The 14412-nt window shown below is 38.6% G+C and carries 9 protein-coding genes; all 9 read right to left on the bottom strand.

Annotation, left to right across the window (positions count from 1 at the left end; genetic code table 11):
- Positions 1-21 precede the first annotated feature (21 nt).
- The 9 genes from I6F43_RS15080 to proQ all read right to left on the bottom strand — a co-directional run bounded on the left by I6F43_RS15080 (position 22) and on the right by proQ (position 14405).
- Positions 22-2343: an efflux RND transporter permease subunit gene (locus I6F43_RS15080; RefSeq protein ID WP_007586903.1), complete on the bottom strand. Its 2322-nt coding sequence runs from the start codon at positions 2341-2343 to the stop codon at positions 22-24.
- The gene (locus tag I6F43_RS15075) at positions 2343-3338 is read right to left on the bottom strand and encodes a WD40/YVTN/BNR-like repeat-containing protein (RefSeq protein ID WP_197102970.1); all 996 of its coding nucleotides are present in this window, start codon (positions 3336-3338) and stop codon (positions 2343-2345) included. The genes I6F43_RS15080 and I6F43_RS15075 overlap by 1 nt, the downstream gene beginning before the upstream one ends.
- A 126-nt stretch (positions 3339-3464) precedes the next feature.
- Positions 3465-4829: a DUF1329 domain-containing protein gene (locus I6F43_RS15070; RefSeq protein WP_165726186.1), complete on the bottom strand. Its 1365-nt coding sequence runs from the start codon at positions 4827-4829 to the stop codon at positions 3465-3467.
- Positions 4830-4842: 13 nt separating this feature from the next.
- Complete coding sequence (locus I6F43_RS15065; protein WP_197102968.1) at positions 4843-6942, bottom strand: DUF1302 domain-containing protein; 2100 nt, start codon at positions 6940-6942, stop codon at positions 4843-4845.
- Positions 6943-7194: 252 nt separating this feature from the next.
- Positions 7195-7416: a DUF2835 family protein gene (locus tag I6F43_RS15060; protein WP_010552655.1), complete on the bottom strand. Its 222-nt coding sequence runs from the start codon at positions 7414-7416 to the stop codon at positions 7195-7197.
- Positions 7417-10011: an aminopeptidase N gene (gene pepN, locus I6F43_RS15055; protein WP_101216250.1), complete on the bottom strand. Its 2595-nt coding sequence runs from the start codon at positions 10009-10011 to the stop codon at positions 7417-7419.
- A gap of 47 nt (positions 10012-10058) precedes the next feature.
- Positions 10059-11522, bottom strand: a complete 1464-nt coding sequence (nhaC, locus tag I6F43_RS15050; RefSeq protein WP_007586912.1) for a Na+/H+ antiporter NhaC — start codon at positions 11520-11522, stop codon at positions 10059-10061.
- Positions 11523-11703: 181 nt separating this feature from the next.
- Positions 11704-13728 (bottom strand): carboxy terminal-processing peptidase, encoded by a 2025-nt coding sequence (prc, locus tag I6F43_RS15045; protein WP_007586913.1) that lies wholly within the window; start codon positions 13726-13728, stop codon positions 11704-11706.
- Between the two features lie 26 nt (positions 13729-13754).
- Complete coding sequence (proQ, locus tag I6F43_RS15040) at positions 13755-14405, bottom strand: RNA chaperone ProQ (protein WP_007586916.1); 651 nt, start codon at positions 14403-14405, stop codon at positions 13755-13757.
- Positions 14406-14412 lie beyond the last annotated feature (7 nt).

Raw genomic sequence — 14412 nt, 5'->3', positions numbered from 1 at the left:
TTAGGAGCAAAATTATTCACATTATTTTTTCTGGTCAGTCCAGAGAAGGCTACCAATAGCGGGTAATAACAACACTGCACCTAACATATTTACTAAAAACATGAAGGTTAACAGTATACCCATATCAACTTGGAATTTAAGATCTGAGAATATCCACGTACTCACACCAATCGCAAGTGTAATACCGGTAAATAGAACCGCACTTCCACGTTCAACAAGCGCATTTCGATAAGCAACACTTAATGGTACATTTTGCTTAAGCTGCCCCATCATCGACGACAGTATATAAATACCGTAATCGACCCCAATACCTACTCCTAGAGCAATAACTGGCAAAGTAGAAACGGTTAAGCCTATTTCTAATTGCACCATAAGTGCTTGTGCAAGTGTTGATACGATATAAAGCGGCAATACCACAGCAATCGTTGCTTTTACGCTTCTAAAGCTCATTAAACATAAGATGATAACGGCACCATAAACATAAAGCATCATTGGTATTTGCGCTTCTGCAACTGACTCATTAGTCGCTGCCATTACGCCAACAGGTCCTGACGCTAGTTTAAATGCTAATTTATCAGTGCCCTCTTCTTGTGCAAATTGCTTAACACTTTTAATCACAGTATCGATAGTTTGTGCTTTATGATCATCTAAAAATATAATCACTGGCATAACTGAACAATCACCGTTAAGTAAACCTGTACTAGTTTCAACTCGAGACGTTGACTGCACTAAACTTGCTGAATTTCGTGGCAAGCTTTGCCATTTCAAATTGCCTTCGTTGTAGCCTGCGTTAACCGATTGAGCTACAGAGCTCAAACTTACAGCAGACTGCACACCTGCTACATTCTCTACTTTGTATTGAAAACGGCTTATACGCTCCATCACATCATGCTCAGTACATGCTGCAGGATATGCTTCTACAATTACCTTTAAGATATCAGACGAGATAGTATATTTATCAGATATTAAGAATGTATCCTGATTATAACGGGCATCTTGATGCAGTGATGGCGCGCCTGCATGTAAGTCACCTATACGCATTTTATCTGCTTGCCAGTAACCTAAAGCAAATAGAACAAGTGTAAAACCAATAATCATTTTAGCTACTTTAGGATCAGTCGCTTTAACAAGTAAGTCGCGGATTTTATCGAGCATGTTTGGTTTTGCTGCATCACCAGATTGAATATGTACACTGTTTTCAAAGTTCATGTACGAAGCCCAAACTGGCAATAAGATTAAATTAGTAAATATAATTACTGCTACACCTAAACTCGCTGTAATGGCAAGTTCACGGATAATACCAATATCGATGGTAAGTAATGTTAAGAAGCCTACGGTGTCTGAAAGCAGTGCAATACCGCCTGGCACTAATAAAGCCCTAAAACTTGACTGACAACAAATACGTGTTGTTTTACCTTCACCTACTTTTTTACCAATCGCATTTATCATCTGCACGCCATGGCTTACACCAATAGCAAATACTAAAAACGGTACCAAAATAGACATAGGGTCTAGGCCAAAACCTAAACTTGAAAGCAGGCCTAATTGCCAAATAACAGCAATAATGGAACATGCGATAGGCAAAATAGTCAGCTTTAAACTGCCACAAAATAGCCAGACCATAATAAAGGTAAAAGCGATAGCAATGGCAAAAAATACAACCACCCCTTTAGCGCCTTCAGCTATATCACCAGCCATTTTTGCAAAGCCAATAATATGAATACTTACTTTGTCCGTACTTAAAGGCTCTCTTAAATCACTTTCTAGCTTTTGTGCAAAAGCTAATGTGTCTAATTTTTGTTGTGTTTGAGGATCAGTTTCTAAAAGTTGAGCAGTTACCATTGCACACGAGTAATCGCTGGCAATCATACGTCCTACAACTTTTGCTTTTTCGATATTTTCTTTTACAACACCTAAGCCACGTTTGTCAGCTTTAAAGTTGGCAGGAATAATTGGACCGCCTGCAAAGCCATCCTCGACTACTTCAACAAAACGAGCACTGGGTGAAAATATAGAGTTAACTAATGGACGATTTACACCTGGAATAAAATAAAGCTGATCGTGGACCGCTTTTAACTGAGTAAAGAATTCTGGATTAAATATATCACCGCTGTCATCACACACTGAAATCAAAATACTGTTTGCACCACCAAACTGTTTTTCATGCTTAGTGTATACTTTCATATAGTCGTGGTTTAACGGAATATTTTTATTAAACGATGCATCTAATTGAATTTGAGTCGCTTTGAATACAAGTAAACAGGTTATAAGTGCAAAACTTATAAGCATAATTAAGCGATGTCTAAAAATCGCCTTTTCAATAAAATCGAGTAGTTTATGCATTAAGGGGTTAACTCCTTCACTTTAATGCCATCTTCTGTAGCCATGATCAGTCTGTTATCTAAAATTACACCATCAAGAATCGCTTTACCGTCAGCAAGCTGCTCATGGGTGAGTAACCCATCTTGAAGATGAAAAATAACGCCACTGTTGGCAAGCATAAGCCATTGTTTGTTATTATAATTAATGATGTTGTTGATCGTCGCTGTTTTAACATTTTCGAAATGCTGCCACTGCTGTTCACCATTTTGCTTTGCAAAAACATTACCTCGAAGCCCTGCCACAATTTCTTGTGTGCTATCTGATGCAACTGCAAAGAATGAACCAGGATAAATTTCTTCTATCCTTTGCCAAGTTTGACCATCATCAATGCTTCTGGCCATCAAGCCCATCTCACCAACCAGCATTAAACCATTATCTGTTTTTTCGATTCGATTAAAGTGCGGTAAAATTGAAGCAGTTTCGGCTTCGTATCCTTCGGGGTCATTTTCTTTTAAATCGTTCAAGTAATCACGATCATCACTAAATAATAGCGAATCTAAAAAGCGTTTTTGCCAATGTTTACCACCATCGGTGGTTTGATAAAACATGCCATATGCGCCCACTGCAAAACCTTTTAAATCATCTTCAAATAGAATATCTAAACATGGTTTGTCTAATTTTGGTTGTGCTTGTTGTAGTTGCCAATTAACACCACCGTCAGTAGTATTTATTATTGTTGCATCGTGGCCACACGCCCATCCATTATTTTCATTACTAAAATCAACGGCAGTTAATAGCACTTGAGTTGGGACTAGCTCAGCTTGTTGCCATTTATCACCCAAGATACTTTTAATAACAGTACCGTGTTTACCTACTGCAATTAGACTATTGCCTGTGTTGGTTATTTCGGTGAGTAAGGTTTTAGCTGCATTTGTTGCACTGATTGCATTGTTAGGGGCTTCTTGTGCAACACTCGCACCGCTTATTATCAGGCTGGCATATACCAAATACTTCATAAATTTTAATCGCCTTGTACGAGAGAGTTGTTTGTCTTTTTACTGGGGAAAGCGTTGCGCGCTGTAAGACAAACGCGATGAGAAAGGAAAAGGCACTTAACAAATTGTTAAATGCCTAGTTTAATACTATCTACCTGCGCGACGTAAAGCGCTTGAAGTAAATTCGTTATCGTTAAATGACTGTGAAAAATCGTACATTTTTTCTTGGTTATCTAAACCAATTGCTAAATAACGACGAGAATTCAAATCATGATAAACCTCAAGCGTACTCCACTGTGTAGGTACTTCGTAGTAGTTAAGGCCATAAGCCATTGCTACACGGTAAAGTTGGTCGCGGTTATCATAAATATCAGTAACCTGTACTTGCCAGCTATCTTCATCGATGTAAAACACACGTTTTTTATAGATATGACGTGTATCATCTTTTAAGTTAGCTTCAACAACCCAAACACGGTGTTTTTCGTAACGTGTATGTTCTGGGTTAATATGGCCAGGCATTAAAATATCATCGTACTCTAGCTTATCACTATGAAGTTTATAGCTGTTGTAAGGTATATATAACTCTTGCTTGCCTTTTAGTGTCCAGTTGTAACGATTTGGCGAGCCATTAAACATATCAAAATCATCGGTAGTACGCAGGCTATCTGCAGCTGTGCCTGGTGCATCATATGCAACATTAGGTGCACGACGAACACGACGTTGTCCCGAGTTATAAGTCCATGCTTGACGCGGCGTTAATATTTGATCCATTGTTTCATGAACTAATAATGCAGTACCCGCTAAACGAGCCGGTTCTGTAACGCTTTGTTTAAACTTAAACAAAATATTTGAGTCTTGCAGCTCTGCTGGTGTTGCACTAGGGTCTGAGTATTTAACTAATAACTGCTCATCAAAGCCAACATAGTTATAAGAACCAGATGCAGTCGGTGCAGCTTGACCACCAAAACGCTCAATAGACTGGCCACGGTAACGTAATAAGTGATTCCAAATTGCCTCTAAACCCGTTTTAGGAATAGGGAAAGGAATACCAATCGCCGTATTTTTAATACCGTTACCGCCTTCGATTAATTCAGCAGTCGGTGCAAACTTTTTAGTCGCATCATACACAAACTGAGGGTAAGACGCAGAACGACGTGTTTCATACACAGGCATTTTAAATGTGTCTGGATATGCTTCAAATAAAGCGATTTGACCCGGACTTAAATTAGCTTTGTACTTTTCAATATTACTTTTATCAATAGTGAAAAGCACTTTATCAGCTGTAAATGGGTCAAGGTGATGCATACCAGCTTCATAACCTGCTGGGGCTGTTGTAATGCCATTATTCCATTCTGGAATAGAGCCATCAGCATTAGCTGCTTTTTCTGCGCCCATTGGCGTTAAATTTTGACCTAATTGAGCAACTTCATCAGCGTTTAATTTAGCTAAAGCTGCGCTGCTTGCAAACAAGCTACAAAAAGCTGTAGCGATGAGGGTAGGTTTTTTAATCATAATAATGTTACCCCTAAATAGAATATTTTAAGTTAAAAGAAACGTAATCGCGATCCGAGAAAGTATTAATATCGCCGCCGCCCCAAAACGAGTTATAGCTCACATCAAGTGACCACGCATTTTGGTAGTTAAAGTTCATGGTTGCACCTAAAGATTTACGATCTTCAATAAATAAGAACATAGGATCTGGTGTATTACCATTTACGTCATGAGAAAATACAAAACGTGGAGAGAAGTTAATACCTTTGTAAAGGTTAAAATAATCACCTTTAGCAATTAGGCGGTAACCCCAAGAAGATGCTGTGGCGAATGATTTTTCTTCAGCGCCATTTGATAAACCAAGTTGCAATGTTGAATAATCATTAGTACCTGGGCCTGTAATTGTGCCACTACGGCCAGTACCGGATACATTTAAACGCATTTCGTCATATTCTGGCATGTTATGAATTTTTACAGCACCCACTTCACCAACAACAGCCCAACTATCAGCCCCTAATGAAGGTCCAAATAAGTGAGTAGCCGTGAATTGAATTTGTGATGTATCACGTTCTATATAGCCTTGAGCAACTTCACCCGCTCCAACAGAGCTTATAGCATCGCCAAAACTCATTTGCGAAATACCCGCAAAATCAGGACGAATACCGGCAAGCGCCAATTGCTCAGGCATAGCTGTGTAAAGTAACTCTACGTCATCAATTTGCAGTGGTTCATCTTGACGAAACGCAAACTCACCCGCAAAGGCTGTTTCACCAATAGTGGTGTTAAAACTTAAACCATATAGTTTAATATCTTCTGGGTAGTCGTTTTCAGCTTTAGAAAAAGCGGTTAAATCAGCAACATTATCTGACGTAATTTCTGTCGTCATGATCATCGCTAAATCTTGGGCAATTGCAGCTTGTGAAAAGTTTGATACGCGACCAGATATAAGCGGACGACGGCTATGGTAATTCACATGATAGAGTGCAATTTCAGTATCATTAAATTCAGGTAAAAACACACCTAAACGTAAACCATACTGGCCGCCATCTTCAGGTTCTGTTTTACCATTATCCCCTTTGCCTTTTAATGCAACCTTAGTTGGGTAAGCAAGATACATTTGGGCTAATAAAGCGCTTCCTTCAGCACTTGAAGGATCAATACCTTGAGCAGCTGCTGCTAATGCAAAATCAGATGTTAGGTTATTTAAACTATCCGTTAAAAAAGCAACATCAATATCAGGATTAGACGTAAAGCCTAATTGAACATTCTGCTGATAACCATTTTCTGCTGCAAAGTCATTAGTAGAAAAGTATGTACCTGCTGCTGGTAAACGTGTTTCTTGCCATTGATATTGGTAGAAACCTTCAAGCGTAATGTTCTCAGTAATTCCGAGCGATGCCCAAAGCATACCGATTGGTATAAATGCTTCTTTTAGCTCAGCGCCAGGTGCTTTTAATCGATCTATATCAACTGGGTTTACGTTAATACCATGAGATATAAGCGTACTTTCACCCCAGTTAACTACTTGCTGGCCTAAACGGACAGATAAAGGGTTATTACCATCATTTAAATCAAAATCGGCCCATACAAACGCGTCTAATAAACGTATGTCGGCACAACTTTGTGCTTTGGTGTCTTTATCGTCACATGGATCAACACCCTGCCCTGATGTAGGATTTGAATATGCATGATTGCCATCCATCAACGCAAAGTCATAAAAATACATGAAGCGAGTGAACAAACCGTAGTTATCTTTGTTTATTGAAAGGTCGTGTGTGCCCTTCAATAGTTTTGAGAAGGAGTCACCACTATCAAAATTTAAATTACCCGCATCACCATTGTTTGAGTAAGAGCCCGGTTGTGCCCATACATCTTGTGATGAGTAAATAGTATTACTTAGCGCTGGGTTGTATCCTGTCCAATCAAATGCTGGGTTATTACTTTTGCCAATTAGGTTAAAGTCTCTGTCTTCTACGCGAACACTTTGCCCATATGAAAAGGTTGAATCGAAGGTAATATCAAAACCTCCAGCTTCAAATGTTACAGCTTGAGTACTTGCTGCAGATAAACCTAAACTAGCGGCTGCTAAACCTATAGCGATTCTATTTTTAACAAAAAGCGATCTTCTTATCATTTTGGTTCCCCCCTGTCGCGGGTCATTTTGTGTGATCAAGTTATTGTTTTTAGTGTAATCATAACGATAGAAGCGAATCAGTAAAATTACAAATACTCGCTCTAATCTGTCATATACTTCTTATTCTGGTTAACGCTTACGTATTGGTAAGACGTCGTACCAGATAATTTATACACGTAATTTAACAATAGGACAAATTGAAATTAACAAAAATACAATATTTTTATGTATATATAACATAAAAACCGAGTGTCAGGCCACTCGCTCTAGGCGGATGAACTTGTTTTCGGGGGTTAATAAGAGTCTAAAACGGCCACGTACACCCAAGCTCGAAATGAAGGGCCTCAAATGCGTAGCAGCAAAACGAATTGTTTTACCGCCATCCTCTACAACTTGTAAAGAGCTAAAACGGCCATGGTAGTAATCCATGCACTCGTTATAGCTCAATCTTAAGGTAAAATAATACTCAATCATTTATGCGAGCGCTTTTTCAACCTTTTCATACAAGTCAGCACTTAGGCCATCTAAGTTGGCTAAGCGTTGTAATTGCAGCTTCATTGCTTGTGAGCGTACATCATCGTAACGCTTCCACGACATAAACGGTGTTAACATACGAGATGCATTTTGTGGATTAATTGCATTAAGTTTTATTAATAAATCACCTAATAACGCATAGCCTTGAGCATCTGCTCGATGAAATTGTGCTGTATTAAAGTGGCTAAAACTTCCTACAAGTGCACGTACACGGTTAGGATTTGAAAAATCAAAACACGGGTGTTCGTAAAGTGCCTTAATATCATCTATAGCAGTACTGCCTGATTGCATAGCTTGCAGTGCAAACCACTTATCCATGACTAAAACATCATGACGCCACTGACTATCAAAATGACTCAAAAGCTCATCTCTAACAGGGTGTGAAGCTTTTACCACAGCGCTTAGGGCACCAAGTACATTAGTCATATTAGTCGAGCTTGCAGCTTCTTTAATAAAGGTTACAGCTTCTGGACTTTGTGTTTTAGCAAGGTAGTGCAGACATATTTGCTTTAAAGCACGATTCGCAACAGCGCTTGCACTTATACTGCCATCATCTTCAAGAGATTCGTAACAACTAAGCAGCTCATCAGCAAGTTCATCAGCAATTTGTTGCTCAAACTTTTCTGTTATTTCAATAATGTCATCTACAGGTATTACATCAAATTCAGCAGCTAACGTGTCAAAACTCGGCAATTTAAACAGCTCTGCAATTAAAGCTAAATCGCCCTCTTTGGTGTTTATAAGTACACGTAGCGCATTTATAATTTCGCTGCTTAATACGCTATTCGTTGCATCGGTGATTTGAGATTTAATCGCCTTAATGAATAGCTGCTGTTGTGCATCCCAACGTGAAAAATCACTGCGCGCAAAACGCATAATATGCAATAGTTCGGGCTCTGTTGTTTGCTGGTTTAAAATACAAGGAGCAGAAAAGTCTTCGAGTAAAACCGCAACAGGCTTTTCTAAAATATTATCAAAGCTAAATGTTTGAGTCGCATTAGTTACATCGAGTACATGATCTAGCTTTTTACCTTTATATTGCAGAGCAATACTTTGTCCATTGGCATCAAGTAGTTCAATAGCAAAAGGTATATGAAGCTTTTTATTCTCTGGCTGATTAGCTGGCGCTGTTTGCTCGATTGTCAAAGTGTATGTATTTGAGCTGCTATCAAATTCTTGAATTGCATTTAAACGCGGTGTACCTGATTGGCTGTACCATTGTTTAAATTGCTCTAAATCAACACCTGATGCATCGCTCATCGCACTTACAAAGTCATCACATGTAACTGCTTGCCCATCGTGGCGCTCAAAGTAAAGCGTCATCCCTTTTTGAAAGTTAGTTTCACCCAGTAATGTGTGCATCATACGGATAACTTCAGCACCTTTATCGTATACAGTTACTGTATAAAAGTTATTCATTTCAATAACTTTCTCAGGGCGAATTGGGTGAGCCATAGGGCCTGCATCTTCGCTAAACTGATGCGTACGCATAACTTTGACCGCATCAATTCGGTTAAGTGCACGAGAGCCTAAATCACTACTGAACTCTTGGTCTCTAAATACAGTTAACCCTTCTTTTAGCGATAACTGAAACCAATCTCTACAAGTAACTCGGTTACCTGTCCAGTTATGAAAGTACTCATGCCCTACAATGGATTCAATCGTATGGTAGTCTTTATCTGTGGCTGTTTCTTGATTAGCTAATACGCATTTACTGTTAAAAACGTTTAGCCCTTTATTTTCCATCGCGCCCATGTTGAAAAAATCGACGGCTACAATCATATAAATATCAAGGTCATACTCTAAATTAAAGCGTTCTTCATCCCACTGCATTGCCTTTTTGAGTGAGGCAATAGCATGGGGTGTTTTAGATAAATTACCTTTATCAACAAACAATGCTAATTCTACATCTCTGCCGCTTTTAGTCGTGTACGTATCTTTTAAAACATCAAAATCGCCCGCTACAAGTGCAAATAAATAGCTCGGCTTTTTAAATGGGTCTTGCCATTTCACAAAATGACGACCATCTTGTGTTTCACCACTGTCTACTTGATTACCATTAGAAAGAAGTTGTAGATACTTTTTATCGGCAATAATAGTTACATCAAACGTGGCAAGTACATCAGGGCGATCCATGTAATAGGTGATCTTTCTAAAACCCTGCGCTTCACACTGTGTACAATACGCACCGCCAGATAAATACAAACCCTCTAAAGAAGTATTCGTCTCAGGCGATATCTCGGTCACAATACTTAATTGGCAACTATCCGGTAGGTTATTAATTATTAGCTGCTCGCCAATAATTTCATAATCAGTTATATCAACCGTATCAATAGATAAAGACAGTAAGCGTAAATCAATACCATCAAGCACTAAAGGTGCTTTTTTATCACCAACACGCGTAAGCGTTAGCAAAGAGCTTACTTTGGTTGATAATGGCTGTAAGTCAAAGGTTAGCTCTGTGTGGTCAATTAAAAAATCAGGAGCTTTATAGTCTTTAAGATATTGTGCTTGAGGTTTACTTGATTCAGTCATAGATACTCCAAAACAGCTCCTTTTAAGTTAAAAGGAGCAGTTTAAAATTAGGCGGATTGTTTTGGCTTAATACGTAAAATTTTAATGCCCAAGTAGGCATAAACCACCGCTAAAACAGGGTTAATTAAGTTAAAGAAAGCATAGAGTGCATAATCAAAAGGATTTATTAGTAAAACGCTTTGCATATATGCGCCACACGTGTTCCATGGAATTAGTGGGCTGGTAATTGTACCGCCATCTTCCAATGTACGAGATAAGTTAACAGGCTTCAAACCACGTTTTTCATATTCATCTTTAAACATACGACCAGGTACAACAATTGCAATATATTGATCGGCCGCTATCACGTTAGTACCAATACACGTTGCTATTGTTGCCGCAATTAACGATCCCGTACTTTTAGCTATTTTAAGTATGCTTTTAACAAAAATATCCAAAAGGCCTGTTTTTTCCATAATGGCACCAAACATCAGTGCAGTCATAATAAGCCATGTGGTTGTAAGCATTCCGGACATACCGCCACCACTGAGTAGGGAGTCCATTTTGTCATCGCCTGTACTTATGCTAAAACCATCAAAAAACGTCGTCCAAACAAGCTTAAAATAGCCAACTAGCTGCCCTTGAGAAACATCAATTTGGCTAGCAATTAAATCAGATTGAAACAACATGGCCCAAACAGCGCCCACAACAGCACCGATAGAGATAGCAGGAAAGGCTGGCATTTTTTTAATCGCTAAAACTAAAAGTACAATTAGCGGGATTAGCATTTCAAAACCAATATTAAAGTTTTGCTGTAAAATAGCCGTTATTTCATCAATGCGCCCCGCTTCGCTTGAAGCAGTTGCGTTAAAGCCCATGAATATAAATATAATCAGTGCAATTACAAAACTTGGTACTGTCGTCCACAGCATATGTTGAATATGCTCAAATAAATCAGCGCCTACAACTGCTGGCGCTAGATTGGTTGTTTCTGACAGCGGGCTTAACTTATCACCAAAGTACGCACCAGATATAACAGCGCCTGCTGTAACTGTTTGTTCAAGTCCAAGACCCGTTGCAACGCCTAATAAAGCAACACCTATCGTAGCGGCAGTAGTCCAAGAACTACCTATACTCATAGCTACAATGCCACAAATTAAACAACTCGCTGCATAAAACCAACTTGGGTTTATAACTTGCAAGCCATAATAAATTAAAGTTGGTACAGTTCCAGAAAGTAGCCAAGTGCCAATTAACGCACCTACCATAAGTAAAATTAGGATAGCGCCAAGTGAAAGCGTTATACCTTCGATCATGGCTTGTTCTAATTTTTTCCATGTATAACCGTTTTTAAGCCCAATTAAAGCCGCTGCAAAAGTAGCAAATAAAAGTGCAATTTGGTTAGGGCCTGATGAAGAGTTATCACCAAATAAGTAAACTGCAGCACCAAGTAAACAAATTAATACAGAGATAGGAATTAATGCATCAAAAAACGAGGCGGGCTTGATTGGTTTGTCATCCAATAGCTTCAAAGTAGAGACTCCTAGACACACTTACTGTGTGTTTAATTATTATTTTTAGCACGTAAAGCGCATTAATTGAGCATGATTGATCTAGCTCAACTTTATGTAATCAAATATTATAACAATTTAGTAAATTTTAGGTAGTAAAAAAGGCGCTAATGCGCCTTTTTTATAGAGGTAAAACCAGTTGTTACTTCTTAGCTATACGACCATAATTAATATAATCTTGAGTAATTAATGCAGCTTCTTCCAAAAATGGGTCAAGCTCTTCAATTACTTCAGGTAAATCGTCTAAGTTTTCTACCGGATCTTTACCTAAACGCTTAAGACGTTCGTTAGTACGTACAAGTGCACGTGCTTCACCTTCATCTTTTTCTTTAATACGCGTAGCTTCAACTAAAGAGATAGTTTTACGGTCTTTCTCTTCGTTGTATAAGGTAATGTCATTAAATACATAACCAAATTCTGGTTCTGATTTAATTCGTACTTCGTGTTGTTTCTCAAGGTACGTAATAATAGGTGTTAAATTACCTAATTTTTTGTATTTCGCTTTAACAATGCTGTCCCAAGGAAGTGCATTATCTTGCTTACTTTCGCCCCACTCTGCAGGATCGATTGCTGATGGAAACGAAATATCAGGGATCACACCTTTATGTTGCGTACTACCACCGTTAATACGATAAAACTTAGCAATCGTATATTGTACGCTACCCAGCGCATTATCGTATAAATCGTAAGCGCGGCCTAAGCCTTTGTGCTGCTGTACTGTACCTTTACCAAAAGTTTGCTCGCCAATAATAACTGCACGACCATAATCTTGCATAGCTGCTGCAAATATTTCAGAAGCAGAGGCACTGTAACGGTCAACTAAAACAGTTAAAGGACCGTCGTAATAAGTTATACCATCACGATCTTTTTGCTCTTCAATACGGTTATTTAAGGTATGAATTTGAACAACTGGACCTTGGTCAAAAAACAAACCAGACAGTTGTGTTGCTTCATATAAAGAACCACCACCATTTTGGCGTAAGTCGATAATAATACCATCAACTTTTTCTTCTTTAAGCTTAGCCAGCTCAACTTTTACATCTTTCGAAAGATTATTGTAAAAGCCTGGAATTTCAATCACGCCAACTTTACTTGTTAAATCAGAGTATTTGGCTTCAAATACTTCTGATTTAGCCGCTCTATCTTCAAGTCGAATTTTATCACGCGTGATTTCAACAACTTTAGGTGCGCCGTGAGCGTCAACACCTTTTAAATACTGTAGACGTACTTTAGTCCCTTTAGGACCTTTAATTAAATCAACTACGTCATCTAAACGCCAGCCAATTACGTCTACAAATTCTTCGCCATCTTGGGCAACACCAATAATGCGGTCATCAGCTTTAATTTGATCTGTTTTATCTGCAGGGCCTCCCGGCACTAAGCTGCGAATAACAGTGTAGTCTTCATCAGGGCTTAGTACGGCACCAATGCCCTCAAGCTCTAAATCCATATCCATTTTGAATTGCTCTGCACGACGTGGCGATAAATAAGATGTATGCGCCTCAATACTACGTGCTAGCGAATTCATAACAATTTGAAAAGCATCTTCTGAATTAGATTGTACTAAACGTTTTTCTGCATTTTTATAGCGTTTGGTCAGCACTTCTTTAATGCCTTCCCAATCTTTACCCGTCATTTTTAAACGCAGTGCGTCGTACTTTACACGCTCACGCCAAATTTCATCAAGCTCAGCTTGTGACACAGGCCATGCTGAATCTTCACGGTCAAAAAAGTATTCATCTTCTTTATCAAACGTCATTTCTTTTTCAAGTAAAGTAAGTGAATACTCGTAACGTTCAAAACGGCGTTTAAGACTTAAGTTAAAAATATCAAACGTAAAGTCTAATTTACCGGTAGTAATAGCGTTATCAAAGTCATCACGATATTGCTCAAAAGAAGCAATATCGCTGGCTAAGAAAACGCTTTTATTAAAATCAAGGGATTCGATATAACGATCGTACACTTTACTAGAAAGCTCATCGTTAAATCGAACCGGTGTATAGTGTGAACGAGCAAATAAGCTGGCCACTCGTTTGCTAGCAGTACCATGTTGACTCTCTTGCTTAAGCTGGGGTAAATCGTCAATTGTAACGGCTTCTACAGCAGCAAATAATGAACCTGAAAACAGGGCAGCAACTAACGGAATGAGCGTAAACTTTTTACTCATACACAACTCCTTAATTTATTTACAACTTAAACGATGTATAAGCTGTCAGCTTTGGTTTTAACTTGCATACCTGTCACTAATTCAACATGAACGTCATCTTTGTTCACTTCAGTGATTACTGCATTTACAAGTGCTTGGCCAAGTTTAACCTTAACCTTATTATTAACCTTGACCTCAGTTGCTGGTAAAGGTTCAATTTTTCCTGAACGTTTAACTGGCGCTGCTTTAGCAGGTTTGTTAGCTGCAGGTGCGTTTTTATCGCCTGCTTTGCTAGCATGAGCTGGTTTTTTCTTGAAAGATTTAGAATCAGAATCTTGGCGAGGACGCTGTTGTTTTTTGCGTTTTGCCATTTTAGCGCGGCTTTCTTCCAATGCTTTTTGTGCATGGTCGATATGCTCTTGCTCAACTTTTTCACCTTGATTACCATCAAGATCAATACGAAACTCTGACTTTGTCACAGCTTCTAAATAACGCCAATTAGACGTGTATTTTCTAAGCGCTTGACGAACTTGAGTCTTACTTACTTTTTCAGACCCTTCAATACGCTCAGCAATATCTTTAAAAATACCTACTTTAAGCGGCTTGATGCCATCTTTTTGTTTAAAACATTGTGGGAATTCTTGATATAAAAATTCCAACACTTCATTAATATCTTTTAGCTTGTTTGTGGTTTCCATTTTAGAA

It is taken from the genome of Pseudoalteromonas sp. NZS71_1 (assembly GCF_015864305.1).
GTDB classification, from domain to species: domain Bacteria; phylum Pseudomonadota; class Gammaproteobacteria; order Enterobacterales; family Alteromonadaceae; genus Pseudoalteromonas; species Pseudoalteromonas arctica.
This window is presented reverse-complemented; position numbering and strand designations above follow the sequence as displayed.